This is a genomic window from Streptomyces sp. NPDC048516, assembly GCF_043199875.1.
GTDB lineage: Bacteria > Actinomycetota > Actinomycetes > Streptomycetales > Streptomycetaceae > Streptomyces.
Genome location: NZ_JBICWS010000007.1, coordinates 44,055 through 66,661, shown reverse-complemented (window position 1 = coordinate 66,661; position 22,607 = coordinate 44,055). Strand labels below are relative to the sequence as shown.

General features: G+C 73.3%; 19 protein-coding genes and 1 riboswitch. Of the genes, 11 read left to right on the top strand and 8 right to left on the bottom strand.

Going from position 1 to position 22,607, the window contains the following annotated elements:
* Nucleotides 1-362: 362 nt before the first annotated feature.
* From ACGFR7_RS16080 to ACGFR7_RS16065, 4 genes are all read left to right on the top strand, one after another.
* Nucleotides 363-923 (top strand): beta-class carbonic anhydrase, encoded by a 561-nt coding sequence (locus ACGFR7_RS16080; RefSeq protein WP_393318763.1) that lies wholly within the window; start codon nucleotides 363-365, stop codon nucleotides 921-923.
* A 232-nt stretch (nucleotides 924-1,155) separates the two neighbouring features.
* Nucleotides 1,156-2,229, top strand: a complete 1,074-nt coding sequence (locus tag ACGFR7_RS16075; RefSeq protein WP_393318761.1) for an AAA family ATPase — start codon at nucleotides 1,156-1,158, stop codon at nucleotides 2,227-2,229.
* Entirely contained in the window at nucleotides 2,229-3,611 is a 1,383-nt protein-coding gene (locus tag ACGFR7_RS16070; RefSeq protein ID WP_393318758.1) for a DUF58 domain-containing protein, read from the top strand. The genes ACGFR7_RS16075 and ACGFR7_RS16070 overlap by 1 nt, the downstream gene beginning before the upstream one ends.
* 145 nt (nucleotides 3,612-3,756) lie before the next feature.
* Nucleotides 3,757-6,219 carry a transglutaminaseTgpA domain-containing protein gene (locus ACGFR7_RS16065; protein ID WP_393318755.1) on the top strand — a complete coding sequence of 821 codons (2,463 nt, stop codon included), beginning with the start codon at nucleotides 3,757-3,759 and terminating at the stop codon, nucleotides 6,217-6,219.
* 339 nt (nucleotides 6,220-6,558) lie between these two features.
* On the opposite strand, the gene ACGFR7_RS16060 is transcribed toward ACGFR7_RS16065, so the two are convergent.
* From ACGFR7_RS16060 to ACGFR7_RS16050, 3 genes are all read right to left on the bottom strand, one after another.
* The gene (locus ACGFR7_RS16060) at nucleotides 6,559-6,966 is read right to left on the bottom strand and encodes a DUF3040 domain-containing protein (protein WP_350250419.1); all 408 of its coding nucleotides are present in this window, start codon (nucleotides 6,964-6,966) and stop codon (nucleotides 6,559-6,561) included.
* Between the two features lie 258 nt (nucleotides 6,967-7,224).
* Entirely contained in the window at nucleotides 7,225-7,980 is a 756-nt protein-coding gene (locus ACGFR7_RS16055) for a methyltransferase (RefSeq protein ID WP_393318752.1), read from the bottom strand.
* A 319-nt stretch (nucleotides 7,981-8,299) separates the two neighbouring features.
* Nucleotides 8,300-8,785 (bottom strand): SAV_6107 family HEPN domain-containing protein, encoded by a 486-nt coding sequence (locus ACGFR7_RS16050; protein WP_393318749.1) that lies wholly within the window; start codon nucleotides 8,783-8,785, stop codon nucleotides 8,300-8,302.
* Between the two features lie 242 nt (nucleotides 8,786-9,027).
* Between ACGFR7_RS16050 and ACGFR7_RS16045 the strand changes: the two genes are divergently transcribed.
* The 5 genes from ACGFR7_RS16045 to ACGFR7_RS16025 all read left to right on the top strand — a co-directional run bounded on the left by ACGFR7_RS16045 (nucleotide 9,028) and on the right by ACGFR7_RS16025 (nucleotide 15,684).
* Nucleotides 9,028-10,086, top strand: a complete 1,059-nt coding sequence (locus tag ACGFR7_RS16045) for an ATP-binding cassette domain-containing protein (protein WP_393318746.1) — start codon at nucleotides 9,028-9,030, stop codon at nucleotides 10,084-10,086.
* Nucleotides 10,058-12,265, top strand: a complete 2,208-nt coding sequence (locus ACGFR7_RS16040; protein WP_393318742.1) for a YhgE/Pip family protein — start codon at nucleotides 10,058-10,060, stop codon at nucleotides 12,263-12,265. Before ACGFR7_RS16045 ends, ACGFR7_RS16040 begins: the two co-directional genes overlap by 29 nt.
* A 128-nt stretch (nucleotides 12,266-12,393) precedes the next feature.
* Nucleotides 12,394-13,008 (top strand): TetR/AcrR family transcriptional regulator, encoded by a 615-nt coding sequence (locus ACGFR7_RS16035; RefSeq protein WP_393318739.1) that lies wholly within the window; start codon nucleotides 12,394-12,396, stop codon nucleotides 13,006-13,008.
* A gap of 433 nt (nucleotides 13,009-13,441) precedes the next feature.
* A complete protein-coding gene (locus tag ACGFR7_RS16030) occupies nucleotides 13,442-14,062 on the top strand; it encodes a DUF4126 domain-containing protein (RefSeq protein ID WP_393318736.1) in 621 nt (206 codons plus the stop codon).
* A 104-nt stretch (nucleotides 14,063-14,166) separates the two neighbouring features.
* Entirely contained in the window at nucleotides 14,167-15,684 is a 1,518-nt protein-coding gene (locus ACGFR7_RS16025; protein ID WP_393318733.1) for a phytoene desaturase family protein, read from the top strand.
* 126 nt (nucleotides 15,685-15,810) lie between these two features.
* On the opposite strand, the gene ACGFR7_RS16020 is transcribed toward ACGFR7_RS16025, so the two are convergent.
* The 5 genes from ACGFR7_RS16020 to ACGFR7_RS16000 form a co-directional block, all read right to left on the bottom strand.
* Nucleotides 15,811-17,109, bottom strand: a complete 1,299-nt coding sequence (locus ACGFR7_RS16020; protein ID WP_393318730.1) for a hypothetical protein — start codon at nucleotides 17,107-17,109, stop codon at nucleotides 15,811-15,813.
* Between the two features lie 36 nt (nucleotides 17,110-17,145).
* Nucleotides 17,146-18,063: a methylenetetrahydrofolate reductase [NAD(P)H] gene (gene metF / locus ACGFR7_RS16015; protein WP_393318727.1), complete on the bottom strand. Its 918-nt coding sequence runs from the start codon at nucleotides 18,061-18,063 to the stop codon at nucleotides 17,146-17,148.
* A gap of 172 nt (nucleotides 18,064-18,235) precedes the next feature.
* The gene (thiE, locus tag ACGFR7_RS16010; RefSeq protein ID WP_393318724.1) at nucleotides 18,236-18,928 is read right to left on the bottom strand and encodes a thiamine phosphate synthase; all 693 of its coding nucleotides are present in this window, start codon (nucleotides 18,926-18,928) and stop codon (nucleotides 18,236-18,238) included.
* A 115-nt stretch (nucleotides 18,929-19,043) separates the two neighbouring features.
* Nucleotides 19,044-19,409 carry an Rv2175c family DNA-binding protein gene (locus ACGFR7_RS16005; protein WP_364876876.1) on the bottom strand — a complete coding sequence of 122 codons (366 nt, stop codon included), beginning with the start codon at nucleotides 19,407-19,409 and terminating at the stop codon, nucleotides 19,044-19,046.
* Between the two features lie 156 nt (nucleotides 19,410-19,565).
* Nucleotides 19,566-20,861, bottom strand: coding sequence for an NAD(P)/FAD-dependent oxidoreductase (locus ACGFR7_RS16000; RefSeq protein WP_393318721.1), 1,296 nt, complete (start codon nucleotides 20,859-20,861; stop codon nucleotides 19,566-19,568).
* Between the two features lie 155 nt (nucleotides 20,862-21,016).
* Nucleotides 21,017-21,129, top strand: a riboswitch (TPP riboswitch).
* Here ACGFR7_RS16000 and thiO point away from each other — a divergent pair.
* On the top strand, nucleotides 21,127-22,380 hold the full coding sequence (gene thiO, locus ACGFR7_RS15995; protein WP_393318718.1) for a glycine oxidase ThiO: 1,254 nt from the start codon (nucleotides 21,127-21,129) through the stop codon (nucleotides 22,378-22,380). Its footprint overlaps the riboswitch before it by 3 nt.
* Entirely contained in the window at nucleotides 22,377-22,604 is a 228-nt protein-coding gene (gene thiS, locus ACGFR7_RS15990) for a sulfur carrier protein ThiS (protein WP_393318715.1), read from the top strand. The genes thiO and thiS overlap by 4 nt, the downstream gene beginning before the upstream one ends.
* The last annotated feature ends 3 nt before the right edge of the window (nucleotides 22,605-22,607 follow it).

Below are 22,607 nucleotides of genomic sequence, written 5' to 3'. Positions count from 1 at the left end.
CCGCTTGGTCCCCGCCCGCTCTGAAGGGGAAGTGGCCCTCCGGCGACGGGGAAGTGACGTCGGAAGACCATGGGAGCGGGAGGAGGCCGAGCCGTACGTACGACGCGCGCACGCGAGGAATCCGGTATCCAAGGAGAGCGTCACGCCTCCCACTTCGCGCCACTTTAGTCCACCGGTCGCCCCGGTCAATCAACCGGTTCCGCGCGTCCTGCGACGGCTTTCGCGCCGCCTTTGCCGCGGGCTTCTCACCCGGACGGGGGCGACACGGACGGCCCTGTGGATTACCTCACATGGAGTGACGTTGCCCCCTATGCCCGGCCTCTCGTGCGGCCGAAGCGGCGGGCTGCGATTACCGTGAATCCATGCCCATACCTGCATCGCAGCCGCTGCCCTCGTCCGCCGACAGTGCCGGCACCCGTGCCGGCGGCACCGTCACGGACGCTCTCGTCGAGGCGAACCGGCGCTACGCCGAGGCCTTCACCGACCCCGGGATGGATGCCCGGCCCGTCCGGAAGGTCGCCGTCGTGGCCTGTATGGACGCCCGGCTCGACCTGCACAAGGCACTCGGCCTCGAACTCGGCGACTGCCACACCATCCGCAACGCCGGAGGTGTGGTCACCGACGACATCATCCGGTCCCTGACCATCAGCCAGCGTGCCCTGGGCACCCGCTCGGTCGTCCTCATCCACCACACCGGCTGCGGTCTGCTCAGCCTGACCGAGGACTTCCGCCACGACCTGGCGGCCGAGGTCGGACAGCGTCCCACCTGGGCGGTCGAGGCCTTCAAGGACCTCGACGAGGACGTACGGCAGTCCATGGAGCGGGTGCGCACCTCGCCCTTCCTCCCGCACACCGACGATGTCCGCGGCTTTGTCTTCGACGTGACCACAGGACTGCTGCGGGAGATCGATCCGCAGCGCTGAAGCACCCCGGCCCCGGCCTCCCTGACGTGCGAACGGGAACGAAAAGTCGCATTCGTCACGAAGGCCGGGGCCTATCCTTGTGAGTTATCCACAGGTCATGACGCGAAGCCGCGCGGGCGGCAAGAATGCGGGGGTGACGTCGTCCCGGCGGTGGCCGGGTGCGACGCCACGTTCGGGGTGGGCCGGTCCGCAAGGTGGCACCGGCCCGTAGTGCGGGGCCGAGGAGGGCCGAGTGACGACGTATGACGAACGAGCGAGCCTTGGGGGTCCCCCCGCCCGAGCGGAGCCGGCAGTGGGGGCGGAGCCGGGCCCGGGCGGAGATCTGACCACCACCGCGCAGCGTATTCACCGGTCGGTGGAGAGCGTCATCGAGGGCAAGCCGGAGGTCGTACGGCTCGCGCTGACGGTGCTGCTGGCCGAGGGGCATCTGCTGATCGAGGATGTGCCCGGCGTCGGCAAGACCATGCTCGCCAAGGCACTCGCCCGCTCCATCGACTGCTCGGTGCGGCGCATCCAGTTCACGCCCGACCTGCTGCCCTCCGACATCACCGGCGTCAGCATCTTCGACCAGCAGCAGCGGGACTTCGAGTTCAAGCCCGGCGCGATCTTCTCCCAGATCGTGATCGGCGACGAGATCAACCGCGCCTCGCCCAAGACCCAGTCGGCGCTCCTGGAGTCCATGGAGGAGCGCCAGGTCACGATGGACGGGCAGACCTACGAGCTGCCCAGCCCGTTCATGGTGGTCGCCACCCAGAACCCGGTCGAGATGGAGGGCACCTACCCCCTCCCCGAGGCACAGCGGGACCGCTTCATGGCGCGGGTGTCCATCGGCTACCCCAGCCCGTCGGCCGAGCTGCAGATGCTGGATGTGCACGGCGGTGCCTCACCGCTCGACGAACTCCAGCCGGTGGCGCACGCCCACGAGATCCTGAAGCTGATCGAGACGGTGCGCAGGGTCCATGTCGCCGAAACGGTGCGCAGGTACACCGTGGACCTGGTGGCGGCCACCCGCAGCCATCCCGAGTTGCGGCTCGGTGCCTCACCGCGGGCGACCCTGCATCTGCTGCGCGCCGCCAAGGCCTCGGCCGCGCTCCTGGGGCGGGAGTACGTCCTCCCGGACGACGTCCAGTCGCTGGCGGCGGCGGTGCTCGCGCACCGGCTGCTGCCCACCGCCCAGGCCCAGTTGAACCGCCGGACGGCCGAACAGATCGTGCTGGAGATCCTGCGGCGCGTCCCGGTCCCCGACCCGTCCGCGCAGGCGTGGCGGACACCCGGTCAGCAGCCTCCCGGCGTACGGGGGTTGTGATGTCCGAGGGGGGCGGCGAGGGGACGGCGGAGCACCGCGGACTGCGGGCGGCCCTCGGGGGGCTGACGACGCGGGGCAGATCGTTCCTGGCGGCCGGGCTGGCAGCCGTGGCGTGCTCCTACCTCCTGGGGCAGGCGGATCTGCTGCGGGTCGGGCTGCTGCTCGCCGTCCTCCCGCTGGTGTGCGTCCTGGTGCTGCACCGCACCCGCTACCGGGTCGCGGGCAGCCGTACGCTCTCCCCCGCCCGGGTGCCCGCGACCGCCGAGTCCCGGGTCCGGCTGCGGATGGAGAACGTCTCCCGGCTGCCGACGGGCGTGCTGATGCTCCAGGACCGGGTGCCCTACGTCCTCGGCCCCCGGCCGCGCTTCGTCCTGGACCGGGTCGAGCCCGGCGGCCGCCGCGAGGTCTCCTACCGCGTCCGCGCCGACCTGCGCGGACGCTATCCGCTGGGGCCGCTGCAACTACGGCTTTCCGATCCGTTCGGGATGTGCGAGCTGACCCGTTCGTTCAGCACCGTCGACACCCTGACGGTGGTGCCGCGGGTCGAACCCCTGCCTCCGGTGCGGCTGGCCGGCGAGGCCGCCGGATACGGCGACGGGCACCGGCGCTCCCTGGCGCTGGCCGGCGAGGACGACCTCATTCCGCGCGGCTACCGGCACGGCGACGACCTGCGCCGGGTCCACTGGCGCTCCACCGCGCGCCACGGCGAGCTGATGGTCCGCAGGGAGGAGCAGCCGCAGAAGGCGCGCTGCACGGTCCTGCTCGACACCCGCGCCGCCGCCCACCCGGGAGCGGGCCCCGACTCGGCCTTCGAGTGGGCGGTGGCGGGCGCCGCTTCGGCCGCGGTGCACCTGCTGGAGCGCGGCTTCTCGGTGCGGCTGCTGACCGACACCGGCACCTCGGTGCCCGGTCCCGACGGCGCCGGCGGCTTCGCGGGCGGCGCCGAATCCGCCGACACCGTGGGCCTGCTGCTGGACACCCTCGCGGTCGTGGACCACTCCGAGGCAGAGGGGCTGTCGGCGGCGTACGACGCCGTGCGCGCCGGAGACGAAGGCGTGCTGATCGCCTTCTTCGGCGATCTGGACGAGGAGCAGGCGGCGGTCGCCGGACGGATACGGCAGCGTTGCGGCGCGGCCGTCGCCTTCGTCCTGGACGGCGACGCCTGGACGCGGGGCCCCGGTGGGATCAGATTCTCCGCCGGCCAGGTCCCGGTCGCCGAGCGGGTGCGGCTGCTGCGCCGGGCGGGCTGGACGGCACTGCCGGTGGCTCCCGGCGACGCGCTCGCCGACCTGTGGCGTGCGGCCGCGGACCGTGCCGGGGCGGAGCCTCAGCGACCGGCGCACGTGAGCGCGCCGGAGACGGTGGCCGGGGGCCGGTCATGAACGGGGGCATGGAGATCGGACGGGTGAGGGGAAGGCGGCTGTGCTGCGGCGGGTGGCCGGGTGCGCCCGGGCGGCCCGGGCCGCGCGGCCCGGGCGGCGGACGGTACGGGCGGTGCCCGGGTCCCGAGGGAAATGAGGCACGGGCATGAGCGGCCGGGCGCGGCTGGCGGTGTGCGCGGCGGTGGCCACCCTGTGTGCCGCCGGCGCGATGCTGCCGCTGGTGGATCCGTTCACCTGGATGGTCGAGGCAGCGATCCTGCTGGCCCTCATGAGCGCAGTGGGCGCGGCGGCCCGCCGGGTGCCCCTCGCCGGACCGCTGACCATCGGTCTCCAGGCCCTGGCCGCCGTGCTGCTGATGACCCTGCTGTTCGCCAGGAACGAGGCGGTGTTCGGACTGCTGCCGGGCCCGGACGCCCTGGCGGAATTCGGCCGGCTGCTGCAGGACGGCGTACACGACGTCGGCCGGTACGCCATCCCCGCACCCCTCACCCCCGGCATCCGGTTACTGCTGGTCCTGGGCGTGCTGGTGATCGGCCTGGCGGTGGACGCGCTGGCGGTCACCTACCGCAGCGCCGCGCCCGCCGGGCTGCCGCTGCTCGCGCTGTATTCGGTGGCGGCGGGACTGTCCCAGGGCGGCGCGGGCTGGCTGCTGTTCCTGATCGCGGCGGCCGGCTATCTGCTGCTTCTGCTGGCCGAGGGCCGCGACCGGCTCTCCCAGTGGGGCCGGGTGTTCGGCGGGCCGGGCGCCGGAGCGGACCGGCCGGGCAGCGGGCGGGGGTTCGCGGCGGGCACCGACGCGCCGGCGTCCGCCCCGGTCCGTACGGGCCGCAGGATCGGCGCGATGGCGCTCGGGCTCGCCGTGGTGGTGCCCGCCGTGCTGCCCTCCCTCGGCGGCGGGTTGCTGGGCACCTCCGGCAACGGCACGGGACCTGGCGGCGGTGGCACGATCTCCGCGGTGAACCCGCTGGTGTCACTGCAGGACAGCCTCAACCAGCCCGAGGACAAGGAAGTCCTCAACTACCGCACGACCGCCTCCGACACCCGCGATCTGTATCTGCGGATCGTCGCCCTCGACCAGTTCGACGGCACGACCTGGAAGCCGTCCGAGCGCACGGTCACGGACGTCCCCGAGCGGCTTCCGCGTCCGCCCGGGCTCAGCTCCGCGGTCGACCTCAACCGGATCAACACCTCCATCTCGACCGCCGGGTGGTACGCCCAGAACTGGCTGCCGCTCCCCTATCCGGCATCCAAGGTGGACATCTCCGGGCGCTGGCGCTTCGAGCCCCAGGGACGCACGCTCGTCGGGGACCGCGGGCAGAACACCCACGGCCTGCAGTACCAGGTCGAGAGCCTGCAGGTGCGGCCCACCTCCGGGCAGCTGGCCGCCGCGCCGGCGCCGCCCGCCGGCCTGCTGCGCGAGTACACCAAGGTCCCGGACTCGCTGCCCTCTGTCGTACGCACCACCGCACGCCGGGTCACCCGCGGCGCACCGACCACCTACGCCAAGGCCGTCAAGCTGCAGGACTGGTTCGCGCTCAACGGCGGCTTCAGCTACAACACGGACGTCCGGGCGGGCAGCGGTTCCGAGGCCATCGCGCGGTTCCTGAGGCAGAAGGAGGGCTTCTGCGTCCACTTCTCCTTCTCGATGGCGGCGATGGCCCGGACGCTGGGCATCCCGGCCCGGGTCGCGGTCGGTTTCACCCCGGGCACCAAGCAGCCCGACGGCACGACCTCGGTGGGTCTCAAGGACGCACATGCCTGGCCCGAGCTGTACTTCCAGGGCATCGGCTGGACCCGCTTCGAGCCCACCCCGAGCCGCGGCAGTATCCCTGACTACGCGTACCCCGACACCCCTGGCGCGGCCGACCCCGGCAGCCCGGACCCGGTACCCTCCCGGTCCGCGGCCCCCTCGGAAGGCCCCTCCGCGGACCCGTCCTGCGGCCCCGGCGAGCAGCGGTCCGGCGCGGGATCCGGTGCGGGCTCGGGATCCGGTGGGGGGTGCCTCACGTTGCCCGCTCAGAACGGGGGCACCCGCCCGCCGGAGGACGGCTCGTCCTTCTGGGCGGCCGGTATCGCGCCGGCAGCACTGCTCGTCCTGCTGCTGGCCACGGCCCCGCTGCTGTGGCGGCTGCGGACGCGGGCGGGACGGCTGGCGGAAGCCGGCCCGGACGGGGACGTCCCCGCGGGCACCCTCGCCGCCTGGCGGGAGCTCCAGGACACCGCCTGGGACTTCGGCATCCTGCCGGACGAGTCGCTGACTCCGCGTAAGGCGGTCGCGCGGATCATCCGTCTCGGAGAACTGCAACCGGAGCCCGCCGCGGCCGCCCGGCGCGTTGCGGCGGCGGTGGAGCAGACCCTGTACTCACCGCAACCGCTGCCGGTGTCCGGACTCGCCGCGGAGGTGCGACAGGTGCGGGCCGGGTTGCGGGACGGCGCGACCCGTGGTCTGCGGCTGCGCGCCCAGCTCGCCCCGCGTTCGGCGGCCCGTCTCCGTTGGGCCTGGTCAGCGCGCTGGACCGCGTGGCTGCTCCGGTGCCGCGACAGCCGTCCGGTGGCCTCGGTACGGCGTGTGGCGGCCGCTCTCCGGCCGGGCCGGCAGCGGGCATAGTCACCAGGCCCGGGGCAGGGGCCTCCCGAAGCACCGAAAGGCCGGGCTCAGCGCGGAAGCAAAGAGCCCGGCCTTCGGCGAGCGGAGAAGTCCCGGCGGGAAAGAACCGCACGGAGGGCAAGGAGAAACAGCGGGAAGAAATGCCGGAAAAGCAGCAGGAGAAATGGATTCGGAAAAGGAAATGCCGGAGTAACTGCTGAAGCTCGGTCGGGCTCGCTGGAGCAAGGCCCATTGAACCCCGTTCAGGCAGTCCAGCGGGCTCGCTCCCCCGCCCCGTCAGCTCAAAGGTCCTGCTGTTCCTCAGCGACCCTGTTGTTGCTCAGCTGCGCTGCCTGTTGCTCAGTGGCCCTGCTGTTCGTCCCTGCGCCGCTGCCAGCGGTCCTCGATGCGGTTCATCATCGAGCGCCGCTGCCTGGCCTGTCGGCGCGCCGGTGCACCACCTCCGGAACCCGCGCCGGACTGCTGCGCACCCGGCTTGGGGGCCTTGCGCCAGCCCGTGACCGCCAGCACTGCGCAGCCGAGCATGACGAGGAATCCCACCACGCTGATCCAGATCTGCTGCGCGACCATGCCGGCCATGAGCAGGGCGATACCCACCAGGAAGCCCGCGACCGCTTGGTAGACCCGTCGCCGGGTGTACGTACGCAGCCCGCTTCCCTCAAGCGCTGTCGCGAACTTGGGATCTTCGGCGTACAGCGCTCGCTCCATTTGCTCGAGCATGCGCTGCTCGTGCTCCGAGAGCGGCACGGAGTCCTCCTACTCGTCGGTCGCGGGGGCGACCGGGGTGCGACCCTTTCAGGATAGGCAGGGAATCGTCCCCGTGAAACCCGCCCCTCGACGCCAATTCACTGTCCGGGCCGCCGCGGCGACCGGTGGTGATGCTGCCTGCATTCCCCACCCGCCCGTCCGCCATGCCGGAACGTCGTACCCCGATCATACGGGGCGAAGGGGCTGATCGGGTGGTCTGTGGCCGACTGCACGCGGTAGCCGGGTGTGCCGGGTGGGTCAGTCGCGCTCGGCGAGGACGTGCAACTGAGTGGCCACGGAGTGGAAGGCGGGCTGTTCGGCCGCGGCCGCTTCGAGCTTCAGCAGGGCGTCCATGGCGCCCGGCTCGGTGTCGACCAGCACCCCGGGGACGAGATCGGCGAAGACCCGCACGCCGTGCACCGCGCCGACCTGCAGACCCGTGGCGGACACCAGATCGGTGAGCTGGTCGGCGGTGAACCGGCGCGGCATCGGGTCGCCCTCGCCCCAGCGTCCGGACGGGTCGGTGAGGGCCTGGTGGGCCTCGGTGAAGTGGCCCGCGAGGGCGCGTGCGAGGACCGCGCCGCCCAGACCGGCCGCGAGCAGGCTGAGGGTGCCGGCCGGGCGCAGCGCGTCGACGGCGTTGCGGACGCCCTCGGCCGGGTCGTCCACGTACTCCAGCACGCCGTGGCAGAGCACGACGTCATGGACGCCGCGCTCGACGACGTCGAACAGACCGTGGGCGTCGCCCTGCACCGCGCGTACCCGGTCGGCGACGCCCGCCTCCGCGGCGCGGCGCTCCAGGGCGAAGAGGGCGTTGGGGCTGGGGTCGACGACCGTGACGCGGTGGCCGAGGCGGGCGACCGGCACGGCGAAGTTGCCGGTGCCGCCGCCGGTGTCGAGGACGTCCAGGGCGTCGCGCCCGGCGGCCTTGACCCGGCGCTCCAGGGCGTCCTTGAGGACGTCCCAGACCACGGCGGTACGAAGGGAGGCGCGGGGGCGCAGCGGGTCAGACACGGCGGGTGGCTCCTCGGCGGGGGCATGAACGTCTAGGCGTCCACCACCCTATTCCGTCCCGCGCCGTCCAGCGTCCGCCGTCCGCGGAGCCGGTCGGGCGCCGGGGCTGGCGGGACACCGGGGCTGGCGGGACGCCGGGGGACGCGGGCCGGACGGCGGACGATGTAACGGCGGACGGCGCTTCCTCCTCCCCCTCCCCCGGGGCCCCGCCCCCTCCCCTCCCCTCCCCTCCCCTCCCCTCCCCTCCCCTCCCCTCCCCACTCCCCCGCCGCCGGCACCCTGCCGCCCCGGCCCCCCGCCGACCGCGATTGCGCCGTTCCTATCCCGCCCGCTGTGGCGGCAGCGACGGCTGGAGGAGCAGCATCCGCTCCACCAGGCGCAGGAACATGGCGGCGTCGCGCAGCAGATCGTCGGCGTCCCGGCGGCAGGCCGCACCGGCTATACCGGCCTCGGCCTTCGCCCGGCGTGCGGCGCCGGCGGCGAAGAGGGCGCTCCACTCGGAGAGTTCGGGCGCCACCTCGGGAAGAACCTCCCAGGCGCTGCGGATACGCTGCCTGCGACGCAGGGTGCTCTCCGGCCGGCCGCGGACGGCGAGGACGGCGGCGGCGGTGCGCAGCGCGGCCAGATGGGCCGTGGCGAACCGCTCATTGGGGGTTTCCAGGGTCTCCGCTTCGTCGAGGCCCTGCTGGGCCTGGGCGAGCAAGGTGAGGGCGGCGGGTGGCGCGGCCGCCCTTCGCAGGACGGGGTGGACATCGCTCGGGGGACCGTACGCAGCGGAGCTGCCCCCGCTGGGACGAGCTGCCATGACGAACCTCCTGTCGTCGCATACCGGTTCGGGACCGCATGCCGGTTCGTGACCGTATGAAGCCATCGTGGCGTACGCCACTGACAATCGGCACTGACCTGCACTTTCGTCGGAAAGGGGACATGCGGCGGGGCGGATGCCCGGGGCAGATTTCCGAGCCGGATTCCCAACACCCCCTTGCGGAACAGGGGGTGGCATGCCGCATACTTTTTGAACTGACCAGTCAGTTCAAGGAGGGGATCGTGGACAGCACCCCGCGCGGGGCGGCGGTCACGGCCACGGGATTCGGGGTCAAGGGCCCCCGCGGGTGGGCGTTCCGGAACATCGACATCGCTGCCGGCCCCGGCTCACTGATCGCCGTGCAGGGCCCTTCGGGTTCGGGCCGTACGTGTCTGCTGCTCGCGCTCACCGGCCGGATGAAGTCCGCCGCCGGCACCGCCGAGGTCGGCGGACTGCCGCTGCCGGAGAAAAGGGCCGCTGTCCGGTCCGTCACCGCACTCGCCCATGTGCCTGGGGTCGCCGAGCTCGATCCCGCCCTCACGGTGGGCGAGCACCTGCGGGAACGTGCCCTGCTGCAGGGCCGGTTCGGCGGTTCGCTGCGAGCGCTGCTGCGGCCGCGGCAGGAGCGCCGGGCCGAAGCCCGCGCCCTGGTGGACACCGCCCTCGCCGCGGCCGGACTCGACCCGGAGGCGCTGCCCAAGGGGATCCGTACGTCCGTCCGCGACCTGGAGCGACTGGAGGCGCTGCGGCTGTCCGTGGCTCTCGCGCTGATCGGCGGCCCGCGGCTGCTGGCCGTCGACGACACCGATCTGAAGCTGTCCGGCGACGAGCGCGTCGCGGTCTGGGCGTTGCTGCGCGGCCTGGCGGCGGCCGGTACGACCGTGCTGGCGGTGTGCAGCGAGCCGCCGGTGGACGGCGAGGGCGTGGTGCTGGTCCACACGGGCGGCCGCCCGGAGCGGAACACCCCGAAGGGCACGTCCGGCGATTCCCCCGCCACCACGGACGCCAAGGACGCCAAGGACACCGCGGACACCGCGGACGCGACAGCCGCCACGGACACCACGAACGCGACGGCCACCACGGACACCACGGACGCGACAGCCACCACGAACGCGACGGCCACCGCTGACGCCGCAGACGAGCAGGACGGCGACGAGGCCGCCAAGGCCGCCAAGGCCGGCAAGGCCGCCAAGGCCGGCAAGGCCGCCAAGGCCGGCAAGGCCGCCAAGGCCGGCAAGAACGACGGCCCCGACGATGAGGAGGAGGCCGCCGATGCGCTCGCCGAAGCTGGCCGCGCTTGAGCTGAAGCGGTTCGGGAGGGGGAAGCTGCCGCGGGCCGCGCTGGCCGCCCTTCTCCTGCTGCCGCTCCTGTACGGCGCGCTGTACCTGTGGTCCTTCTGGGACCCGTACGGGCGGCTGGACAAGATCCCGGTGGCGCTGGTCAACGAGGACAGCGGTGCGGCCGTCGGCGGGAAGCACCTCTCGGCCGGCGACAGCATCGTCGACGGGCTGGCCGGCAGCCACACCTTCGACTGGCGCCCCGTGGACGCCAAGGAGGCCGCACGGGGCGTCGAGGACGGCTCGTACTACCTCTCGCTGACGATCCCGACGGAATTCAGCCGGCGGATCGCCTCCAGTTCCGGGGACCACCCGGAGACCGGCGCCCTCAAGGTACGGACGAACGACGCGAACAACTACATCGTCGGGCAGATCTCCCGGACGGTGTTCTCCGAGGTGCGTTCCGCGGCCTCCACGAAGTCGGCGCGTACCTTCCTCGACAAGATCTTTGTCTCGTTCTCGACGCTGCACGGCAAGACCGAGCAGGCCGCGGACGGCGCCGACCGGCTCAACGACGGCATCGGGCAGGCCCGGCACGGCGCGGGCGCACTGGCCGACGGCCTGGGCACCGCGAAGGACGGCAGCGGCAAGCTGGTCACGGGCCTGGGCGACCTCGACGCGGGCGCGGGGCGGCTCTCCCGGGGCAGCTCCGGCCTCGCCCGGGGAGCCGGGAGTGCCGCCCACGGCTCACGCCAACTGGCCGACGGTTCCGGGCAGGTGGCGCAGGGAACCCAGCAGCTGGCCGATACGGTCAACGCGGTCGCCGGCAAGGTGGGGCCCTTCATCCGGGCGCACGGCAAGGAGATCGGTGAGGCGGCGCAGCTCGTCGCCGACGGTTCGCAGGCGGTGCGTGACCACCTCGCCAAGCTCCCCGAAGCGGCCGCCGACGGGGCGAAGCTCTCCCGGGGGATCTCCGGCCATCTGGCCGCCTACTACCGGCTGCGCTGTGAGAGCGCGGTGCGGCTCGACACCTCCTGCACGGAGCTGAAGCAGCTCAAGGAGGAGGCGGCCACCGCGGCGGACCGGGCCGAGGAGGTCAGCGGGTACGTCCACGACCAGAAGAACCTCGACCGACTGGGCCGGGACCTGGACACGCTGCACTCCCTGGCGGGCGAGCTGGCGCGGCACGGGCCGACCCTGGGCGCCGACATGGACGCCGCCGTCAAGAAGATCAACGATCTCAACGACGGGGCTCACAAGGTGTCCGCGGGGGCGCGCAAGCTGGCCGCGGGCAACGCCCGGCTGGCCGCCGGCGCGGACGAGCTCGACAACGGCGCGCACCAGCTGCACGACGGTACGGGCCGGGCCGCGGCCGGTATGGGCGACCTCGACTCCGGTGTGGGCAGGCTCAAGGACGGCGCCCACACACTGAACGGCGGCATGTTCAAGCTCTCCGACGGGTCGCAGAAGCTGGCCGGCGGGCTGCACGACGGGGCGAAGCAGATCCCCGACTACGGCAAGAAGGACCGCGACGCACGCACCCAGGTCATGTCCGACCCCGTCCAGCTGGCCTCGGACGCCGCCCACAAGGCGCCGAACTACGGCACCGGGTTCGCCCCGTATTTCATCCCGCTGTCCCTGTGGGTCGGCGCGATGGTGGCGTACATGCTGATCCAGCCGCTGAACCGGCGGGCGCTGGCGATGGGCGCCCCCTCCTGGCGGGTGGCGGTGTCCGGATGGCTGCCGGTGTTCGGTGTGGGGGTGCTGCAGACCGCCGCCCTGATGGCCGTATTGCACTTCGCGATCGGCCTGGAGATGGTGCGGGCGGCCGGCACGATCGGCTTCCTCGTGCTGGTCACGGCCTGTTTCTCGGCGATCGTGCAGTGGCTGAACGCACGGTTCGGCCCGGCCGGCCGGATCCTGGTGCTGGCGCTGCTGATGCTCCAGCTGACCTCGGCGGGCGGCACCTACCCCGTGCAGACCAGTCCGGGCTTCTTCGCCGCCATCCACCCGTATCTGCCGATGAGTTACGTCGTGGAGGGGCTGCGCCGGCTGATCACCGGCGGGGAGGTCGCGCCCGTGTGGCAGGGCAGCGTGGTGCTGGTGGCGTTCACCGCGGGGGCGCTCGTGCTGACGTCCCTGACGGCGCGCGGGCGCCAGGTGGTGCGGATGAAGGACCTTCACCCGGAGTTGAGCCTGTGAGCGCCGGCCCGGCCGCCGCCCGCCCGGCGCCCGTCACCGCCCGCCCGGCGGCTCCCCCGGAGCCGCCCGTCCGGGGGCCGCCTCACCGCGCCGCGCACCGATCCGCGGGGACCGGCACAATCGCCCCCATGGACAGCTCCAATACACGCCGCGACGCCACCCGGCGCAAGCTCTTCGAAGCCGCGGTCACGCTCATCGCCGAACAGGGCTTCTCCTCCACCACGGTGGACGAGATCGCCGACCGGGCGGGCGTCGCGAAGGGCACGGTCTACTACAACTTCGCGAGCAAGAACGTGCTCTTCGAAGAGCTGCTGCGGCACGGCATCGAGATGCTGGCGACCTCCCTGCAGGCGGCCGCCGAGGAGGTCACCGGCCGGGGCGGCAGCCGGATCGACGCGCTCGACGCGATGATCCGGGCCGGGCTGGACTTCATCTCCCGTTACCCGGCGCTCACCCAGCTCTACGTGGCCGAGCTGTGGCGCACCAACCGGGCCTGGCAGTCGACGCTGATGGTGGTGCGCGAGCGGGCCATCACGGTGGTGGAGGACGTGCTGCGCGGGGCGGTGGCGGGCGGGGAGCTGAGCGAGGAGATCGACATCCCGCTGACCGCGTCGGCGCTGTTCGGGATGGTGCTGGTGGCCGCCCTGGACTGGCAGTCCTACCAGCCGGACCGGTCGATCGACGAGGTGCACGCGGCGCTGTCGCGACTGCTCCAGGGGCGGGTCAGCGGCCACCCCTCGTAGCCGGGCCGGGCCTCCCGGGGGAGGCAGCGCGTGCGCGCCGTAGTGGTCAGGTACGACGCACGCCGCCTTCCCCCGGGACCCGCACAAAAGAGTGCGCTGCCCTGGCGCGGATCGTTCCCCCAGCGATCCGACCAGGACAGCGCTTCCCCCGTACTCCCCCGTGCTTCCCCCGTGTTCCCCCGTCACGTCCGGGAGCCGCGCCGCTCCGCCGCCCCGTGTCGGCGGTGCGGCGCCGCTTCCCTTCCGTGGTCCCCACTCTTCCTTCCGGGCGGCTACCGGCCCATCCGCGTACCTACTCATCTCGGTGTCTGAGTACGGATACTCAACCCTGAGCACCGGCCCCCAGCCGAAGCCTGTGTTCCTGAGCACCGGCCCCGGGCCGAAGCCCGCGATCCTGAGCACCGGTCCCCGGCCGGGGCCTACGCTTTCCCGCGTGTCCGTACTTCCCTTGGTGTTCACCAGTGGCTGGGCGAGCGGGATCAACGCCTACGCCGTCGTCCTGCTCTTCGGCCTGCTCGGCGCGACCGGCGTCACCGATGAGGTGCCCGCGGCGCTGCAGCGCCCCGATGTGCTGATCGTGGCCGGGGTGCTCTTCCTGTGCGAGGCGGTCGCCGACAAGATCCCGTACGTCGACTCGGTCTGGGACGCGGTGCACACGGTGATCCGGCCGCTGGCCGGCGCCGTCGTGGCGGCGCTGCTGGCCGGCCACAACGGCTCGCTGCCCGAACTGGCGGCGGGTGCGGTGGGCGGTTCCACGGCGCTGCTGAGCCATCTGGTCAAGGCGGGTACCCGGATCGCGGTCAACACCTCGCCGGAGCCGGCCAGCAATATCGTGCTGAGCCTCGCCGAGGACCTGGGCGTCGCCGGGATCATCGCCTTCGCGGTGTTCCATCCGGTGGCCGCGGCGGTCATCGCGGCGGCGCTGCTGGCCGCGGGCATCGCACTGGTGGTGCTCCTGTGGTCGCGGATCCGCCGTTTCCTGCGGCGCCGCCGGCAGCGGCGCGAGGAGAAGCGGCCCGCCGCGGCGGGCGAGGCGCTGCCCCCGGCGGTCTGATGGCCCGCCGCCCCGGCGGCGGGCTACCGCTGTCGCTGTCGCTGCCAGGTCGGCTCCCCGGCCTGGCAGCGGCGTTGTCAGTGGGTCCGGATAAAGTCGCAGGCATGGCACGGATTGCGGTGATCGGCGCCGGGATGGGCGCGATGGCAGCCGCTGCCCGGCTGGCCGTCGCGGGCCACCGGGTGGCGGTGTTCGAGCGCGGCGCGGCCCATGGCGGCGCCCTGCAACGGCGGGAGCGGGACGGCTTCGCCTTCGATACGGGCCCCGGCCTGCTGCATCTGCCGGCCGTCTACCGCGACCTGTTCCTCAAGACCGGCCGCGAGCCGCTGGAGAGCTGCGTCGAGCTGTCCCAGGTCGACCCCGCCGGCCGGCACGTCTTCGCCGACGGAACTGCCGTCTCGCTGCCGAACGCCTCGCGGGCCGGGGTGCTGGCGGCCCTCGACGAGGCGCTGGGCGCGGGCCTCGGTGAACGCTGGAGCGACCTGATGGGCCGCGCCCGCGAGGCCTGGGACGCCACCCGCCGCCCGCTCCTGGAGGAGCCGCTGTGGCAGGACTGGCGGGTGCTGGGGCGCGATCCGTATCCGGCGGTGCGCAGGCGCGGGCTGTTCGGCCGGGGCAAGGGCCCCACCACCGCCACCCTCGCCGAGGTGGCGCGCCGCGAGCTGGCCGACCCCCGGCTGACCGCGCTGCTGGAGAGCCATACGCTGGCGTACGGCTTCGACCCGCGCAGCGCCCCGGCGAGCGCCGTCGTGCTGCCGTACATGGAGCAGACCTTCGGTAGTTGGTATCCGCGCGGCGGTATGCGGGCGCTGGCCGACGCGCTGTACGAGCGGTGCCTGGCGCGCAAGGTGGAGTTCGGCTTCGGCACGGCGGTGACCGCAGTCGTGGAGAAGGAGGGCCGGGCGGCGGGCGTCGAGCTGGCCGACGGCCGGGTGGCCGAGGCCGAGTTCGTGGTCGCGGGCATCGATCCGGTGCGGCTGGTGGAGCTCTGCGGGGGAAGGGAGCCGTGGGGTGCCGACGAGGTGCGGCCCGACCTGGGCCCGGGTGACCGGGCCACCGGACGGCTCACCGTCTGTCTGGCACTGCGCGGCGCGCGCCCCGCGGATGCCGTGCACCGGACGGTGGTCCATGCCCCGGACCGCGAGGCCGAGTTGGCGGGCGTGTTCGGCGACGGCTCCGGGCCACGGACCCCGTGCGCCCGGCCCACGGTGACGGTGCTGCGCCCGGACGATCCGGCGTCCCGGCCGGACGAGGCCCATGAGGCGGTGACCCTGACCGCGACGGTGGCCCCGCCCGGCCCGGTCGACTGGGCGGGCGGGGAGACCGCGGCGGCCTGCGCGGAGCGGATGACCGAGATCGCAGAGGCGGCCGTTCCCGGGCTGCGGGAGCGGATGCTGTGGCGGGAGGTGCTGCCGCCGACGCCGGACGGACTGGCGCCGGGACCGGCGCTGGCCGGCCGCGAAGGCCGCTTCCTGCGGCCCGGCAACCGCACCCGGATACCGGGGCTCTACACGGTCGGCGGCTGGTCGCATCCGGGCGGCGGACCGGCGCATGCCGGGATGTCCGGTGCGATCGTTGCGGGCCTGATCGTGAACGGCGACGACTGGCACGGCTCCAGCTGAGCGGCGGGGCGGGGCGGGGCTGTCCCGGCAGAGGCTGTCCCGCAGGCGCTGTCCGGGCCGGGGCCGCCGCGGGACGGTGCGGCGCGCCATCGGCCGCGCGTTTCGTCCGCTCAGCAGCGGTGCTGCTCAGTAGCGGTACTGCTGCCCGTCGTACCCCGGCTGCTGGTAGGGCGGGTAGGGCTGCTGCTCGGGCGGGAGTTCGCCGTCGCGCTGCTGCGGGACCCAGACGCCACCGGGCGGGGTCTCGCCGTACCCCTGGCCGAGCGGCTGTCCCTGGGCGTCGTACTGCTGCGCCGCGTAGGGAGATGAGGCGTAGGGGTCCGCCTGCTGGTAGGGGTCCGCCTGCTGGTAGGGGTCGTAGGAGGCGGCGTACTGCTGGCCGCCGAGGTACGGGTCGGTGTAGGGCGCCTGCTGGGCCTGGGCCTGGGCCTGGCCGTCGCCGTAGGCCGCATAGGGGTCGGCGTAGGGGTCCTGGCCGGCTCCGGTCTGGTCGTAACCGCCGCCGTACGCATAGCCGTTGCCGTTGCCGTTGCCGTTGCCGTTGCCGTTGCCGGCAGCAGGGTCGTAGACGTCGTAGCCGCCGTAACCGTGGTAACCGGGCTGCTGGCCACGGGCGTCGGGGCTGTAGATGCCGTATTGACCGGTCTCCTCGGGCATCGGCTGGGGGGCGTAGACGGCGGCGTTGTCGGGCCGCGCGAAGTCGTCCTGGACGGCGAACGCCTGGGTGGCGTAGGCATCTTGATCCTGCTGCTGCCCCTGGTACGGGTCCTGGCCGCGGTAGTCGTCGCCGGGGGTGTAGCCGTAGAAGCCCTGTCCGACCACGGTCTCCTGCGCGGCAAAGGCCTCCTGCCCGGCAACGAAGGTGTCCTGCGCGGCGAAGCCGTCCTGCCCCGCAGGGGTACCGGGCCCGCCGTAGGTGCCCTGCCCGGCGAAGGTGTCCTGCCCGGCGAAGGTGTCCTGCCCGGCAAAGGTGTCCTGCCCGGCGTAGGGGTCCACCCGCTGGAAGCCGCCGGTGCTCTCGAAGGTGTCCGGGCCCCCGTCGCCGCCCCGGCCGGGGGCCTCGGTGGGCGCCACCGCCTCCAGGCCGGAGACCTCCAGCGTCGGGTCGGCGGGGGGCGGTTCGGACGGGCGGGCCCTCCGGCGCCGGCCGCTGTCACCGGACGCCCCGGGCATGCCGCGCAGGGCCCAGCCGGTGGTGAAGCCGCGACGGAAGGAGAGCGTCACATTCGTCTGCCCGATGGCGAAGGCGACAAGTCCCAGCCCGATCACGAGTATTGACGGGATGATGACACCGACGACCACGCCGAGAAAACCGGCGAAGGCCAGTAGCCGCCAGCGCAGCCGCGCCTTGTTCTGGAGCAGGACCTCACCCAACAGCCACAGTGCCACCAGGCCGAACGCGATGTAGAGGACCGTCCAGCCCATATACGCCCCTCTTCCGCCGCTCGCCGGCCACCGTGATCAGGACTGCTGGTGCAGCCCCAGATTCTCGTAGATTTCCAGGGTCGCCGTGGAGTGGTTCAGGGTAATGAAGTGCAACCCGGGAACATCCTCGGCCATCAAGCGTGCGCACAGGTCCGTTGCGTACTCGATACCAATGGAGCGTACCGCCGCCGGGTCGTCCTTGACGGCGAGGATGCGCTCGGCCAGCTCGGGCGGGAAAGCCGCGTTGCTGAGCTGAGCGAACCTCTCGATCTGGCGCACGTTCGTGACCGGCATGATCTCCGGAATGATCGGCGTCGAGCAACCCGCCGCCGCAACGCGGTCCCGCAGCCGGAAGTAGTCCTCGGGGTAGAAGAACATCTGGGTGATGGCGAAGTCCGCGCCGGCCCGGCACTTGGCGACGAAGTGCGCCACGTCCGTGTCCCAGTCCGCCGAGCGCGGATGCATCTCGGGGAAGGCCGCGACGCCGACGCAGAAGTCACCGGACTCCTTGATCAGCCGGACCAGGTCGGCGGCGTAGCCGATGCCGTCGGGGTGCTTGACCCACTCGCCCATCGGGTCGCCGGGCGGGTCGCCGCGCAGCGCGAGCATATTGCGGATCCCGGCGTCGGCGTACTGGCCGATGATGTTGCGCAGGTCGGCCGTGGAGTGGTTGACCGCGGTGAGGTGGGCGACCGGGGTCAGGGTGGTGTCGGTGGCGATGCGCTCGGTGGCGCGCACCGTGCCGTCACGGGAGGTGCCGCCGGCGCCGTACGTCACGGAGACGAACGTCGGCGAGACGGCCTCGATGCGGCGAATGGCGTTCCACAGGGTCCGCTCGCCCTTCTCCGTCTTGGGGGCGGCGAACTCGAATGAATACGACTGCTTACCGGAAGCAAGCAGGTCGCGCACCGTTCGTGCGCGATCAGTCCTGGTGGAAGCTGTACCTAGGGCCATACCGGCAGGTTAACCACCGGCCGGGCCCACACCAACCGCGTCGGGCGTAATGCCTGGTTGGCCGGGTTGATGTCCACTGGGTGGACATTTTCCCGTCGCCCGGGCGTCAGGAGACCGCCGGCTCCCGGTACCGCGCACAGTGACGCAGGTCACCTGGTTACCCGGTGCCCGGTCACCCGGCCGCGCGGGCCGGACGCGACGGTGCGGAGGTGTCCGGGGCGTCCCAGGTCCGGATGCGCCGGGCCAGTGCGGCGGCCGCCGCTCCCGGATCGTCCGCCTCCGTGAGGGCGCGGACCACCACGATCCGGCGGGCGCCCGCCTGCAGCACCTCGTCCAGATTTCCGGCATCGATCCCGCCGATCGCGAACCAAGGGCGCTCGGGAGCGCGGGCCGCGGCGTAACGGACCAGGTCGAGGCCGGGGGCGTGGCGGCCGGGCTTGGTGGGGGTCGGCCAGCACGGGCCCGTGCAGAAGTAGTCCACACCCGGTTCGGTGAGTGCGGCGTCCACCTCGGCCTCGGCGTGGGTGGAGCGGCCTATGAGGACGTCCGGGCCCAGCAGGGCGCGGGCGGCCGGGACCGGCAGATCGCCCTGCCCGAGATGCAGAACATCGCTGCCCGCCGCGTGGGCGACATCCGCGCGGTCGTTGACCGCGAGCAGCTTGCCGTGCCGCCGGCAGGCGTCCGCGAAGACCTCCAGATGCCGCAGCTCCTCGCCGGCCTCCATGCCCTTGTCCCGCAGCTGGACGATGTCCACACCCGAGGCGAGCACCGCGTCCAGGAACTGCGGGAGATCGCCCTGGCGCCGGCGGGCGTCCGTGCAGAGGTAGAGCCTGGCATCGGACAGAGCCGGGCGTGCGGTGGTCATCGGGCGGCTTCCCCCCAGGTCGGGGGCGTACGGGCCGGGCCTTCCGGTCCGTACGCCCCGCGGATGCGGTTACGGATGCTGATGCGGCTGCCGAAGTGCGGGCCGCGTCATGGCGTCAGACGGCGAGCGCCTGGGCCCGGCGCTTCACCTCCGTGCCGCGATTCTCGCGCAGCGCCTGGGCGGGCGTGCCGGGCAGGGTCTCATCCGGGGTGAACAGCCACTCCAGCATCTCCTCGTCGGTGAAACCGTCGTCCTTGAGGAGGGTGAGGGTGCCGACGAGGCCCTTGACCACCTTGTCGTCCTTGATGAAATCGGCGGGCACGTGCAGCGCCCGGTTCTCGCCGCGGCGCACCGCGATCAGCTGGCCCTCCTTGACCAGCTGCCGGACCCGCGTCACCTCGACGCCGAACTGTTCGGCGATGTCGGGGAGGGTGAGCCAGGCGGGGACGAGTCCATCGATGTTTGCGTCAATCTCGGTCACAGGACAAGCCTGCCACCTCCCACTGACAGCCGGTAGCCGGGCATCGCCATCGGAGGCCTGCCGCACACCGGAGGGTGACGGCCGGCGCCCGGCCGGCCACCGCCGGTCACCGCGCTCCCGGGCGCCCCGCGCCCGGCTCCCGGAGCCCGCGCCCGCCTACAGCGCCGCGGCCTTGAGCGGCACCGACGCATTCGCGGCCCGCTCCCGGTCCAGGGCCACGCCCCGTTCGATCAGCTTGCGCCCCTGGGCGAGGTCCCGGGGCCGCCCCACGGCCAGCAGCGCGACGAGCCTGCCCTCCCGTCGCCCACCACCGCCCCGGTCCGACGGCGCTTCGCGCAGACCCCCCTCACTGCGCAGCCAGAGCACCGACCAGGCGGCCCCGGCCGGGTCACCGCGCCAGACCAGCTCGTCGGCGCCCCCGTGGTGGCCCACGTACTGCACGAACCGGCCGAACTGCTCCGACCAGAAGTACGGAACGGGGTCGTAGGCCACCCCTTCCGCCTCGCCGCGGGCGATGTTCTCGGCGACCGTGCGCGGGCCCTGGAGGGCGTTGTCCCAGTGGTGGATCAGCAGGCGGGCGCCGTAGCGGCCCGACGGGAAGGAGGCACAGTCGCCGACCGCATAGACATCGGGCACGGAGGTGCGCAGCTGCTCGTCGGCCAGTACGGAGCCGTCCCGCGGCGAGAGCTCGACGCCCGAGCCGGCCAGCCAGCCGGTCGCGGGGCGGGCGCCGATCCCGATGACCACCGCGTCGGCGGGCAGCACCGTGCCGTCGTCGAGGGTGACCGCGCCCGCCGTGACGGAGGCGACCCGGGCGCCGGTGCGCAGCTCCGCGCCCGCGTCCGCGTACCAGCCGGTCATATGGGCGGCGACCTCGGCGGGCAGCGCACCGGCCAGCGGGCGGTCGGCGGCCTCGACGACGGTGACCGCACAGCCCGCCTCGCGCGCCGCGGTCGCGAACTCGGCTCCGATCCAGCCGGCCCCGACGACCACGATCTCGTGCTGGGCGGCGAGCACCGGCCGCAGCCGCTTGGCGTCGTCCAGGGTGCGCAGCAGATGGACGCCGGGCAGTCCCTCGCTGCCGGGCAGCACGACCGGGTCGGCGCCGGTCGCCAGGACCGCGTAGTCGTAGGGGACCGGGCCCTCGGCCGTCTCGATCACATGGGCGTCCGGCACCAGGGCGGTGACCGGGCGGCTGAGGTGGAGGGTGATGCCGAGCGCTGCGAAGTCGACGTCGAAGGTGGAGCCCTCGGCCTTGCCCAGCAGTACCGCCTTGGACAGCGGGGGACGGTCGTAGGGCTGGTGGGGCTCGTCGCCGAGGAGCGTGATCGCGCCGGGCCAGCCCTGTTCGCGCAGGGCGACGGCGGTCTGCACACCCGCGATTCCGGCGCCGGCGATCACGACGTGCGGCGTGCGGTCAGGGGCCTGGGAGGACTTGCTCTGCTCGCTCACCCGATCACTCTAGGACGGGGTGTGAGGCGGCTCGCAGCAGCGCGCAAGGAGATCTCTGACACAGCGTCACCGTCCGGGCGGCCCGGGGCGCGGGCCCCCGGGAGGCCGCGGCGCTGCCTTACGGTGCCTCGCGGCCCCGTATTAGGGTGACGGATACACGCACTCGCGGGAGCCCGGACGCACCGGGCTGAGAGGGAGGCTGACCGGCCTCCGACCGTACGAACCTGATCCGGGTCATGCCGGCGAAGGGAGGGGCTGGACACCCATGCACGTAGCTGCCACACGATCACAACCCACCCCGCAGAGCCCTGATGTGCTGGTCATCGGCGGCGGCATCATCGGCCTGGTCACCGCCTGGCGGGCGGCCGTACGCGGGCTGAGCGCCGCGGTGGCCGACCCCTCACCCGGGGGCGGCGCCGCCCGGGTCGCGGCCGGGATGCTGGCCGCGGTCACCGAGCTCCACTACGGCGAGCAGACCCTGCTGGGCCTCAACCTCGCCTCCGCCCGGCGCTACCCCCGGTTCGTCGAAGAGCTGGAGGAGGCCGCGGGCCAGGCCGTCGGCTACCGGCGGTGCGGCACCCTGGCCGTCGCGCTGGACGCCGACGACCGCGCCCATCTGCGCGAACTGCACGCCCTGCAGATCCGCTCGGAACTGGAGTCACAGTGGCTCACGGGGCGCGAGTGCCGGCGCCTGGAGCCGATGCTGGCCCCCGGGGTACGCGGCGGGCTGCGGGTGGACGGCGACCATCAGGTCGATCCGCGCCGGCTGGCGAGCGCGCTGCTGACCGCCTGTGTGCGCTCCGGGGTGGCCTTCCACCGGAGCGCGGCCGTGCGGCTGACGGTCGACGGCGGCCGTGCCACCGGCGCGGAACTCGCCGACGGGACCCGGGTGCCGGCCGGTCAGGTCGTGCTGGCCGCGGGCAGCCACAGCGGCCGGCTCGCCGGCGTGCCCGGCGAGGTGCTGCCCCGGGTGCGGCCGGTCAAGGGCCAGGTACTGCGGCTGCGGCTGCCGGAGATGCCCGCCGGCAGCCCCGCCTTCCTCTCCCGCACCGTACGGGCGGTCGTCCGCGGCGGCCCGCTCTACCTGGTCCCGCGCGAGAACGGCGAACTGGTCGTCGGCGCCACCAGCGAGGAGCTGGGCTGGGACACCACCGTGACCGCCGGCGGCGTCTACGAGTTGCTGCGCGACGCCCACGAACTGGTCCCCGGCATCACCGAGCTGCCGCTCGTCGAGACCTGCGCCGGTCTGCGCCCCGGCTCCCCCGACAACGCCCCGATGCTCGGGCCGACCGCCCTGCCCGGCCTCCACCTCGCCACCGGCCACTTCCGCAACGGGGTGCTGCTCACCCCCGTCACCGGTGACGCGATGGCCGAGGTACTGGCCACCGGCCTCCTTCCCGAAGAGGCCCGCCCCTTCTCCCCCGCGCGCTTCTCCCCCACGCCTGAACGGCACGGGGGGACCCCCATCGCCGCGCCGGGGTCCGAGCGCACCCGTGCCCCACAGGAGCAGCCCGTATGAACGCCGCCCCACCCACCCCCACCGTCTCGGTGTCCGTCAACGGGGAGACCCGCGAGATCCCCGGCGGGCTCACCCTCGACCGGCTCGTCGCGACGCTGTCCCAGGCACCCGCCGGGGTGGCCGCGGCGGTCAACGAGACCGTGGTGCCCCGTACCCGGTGGTCCGCCACTGGGCTCGCCGACGGCGACCGCGTCGAGGTGCTCACCGCGGTCCAGGGAGGCTGATCC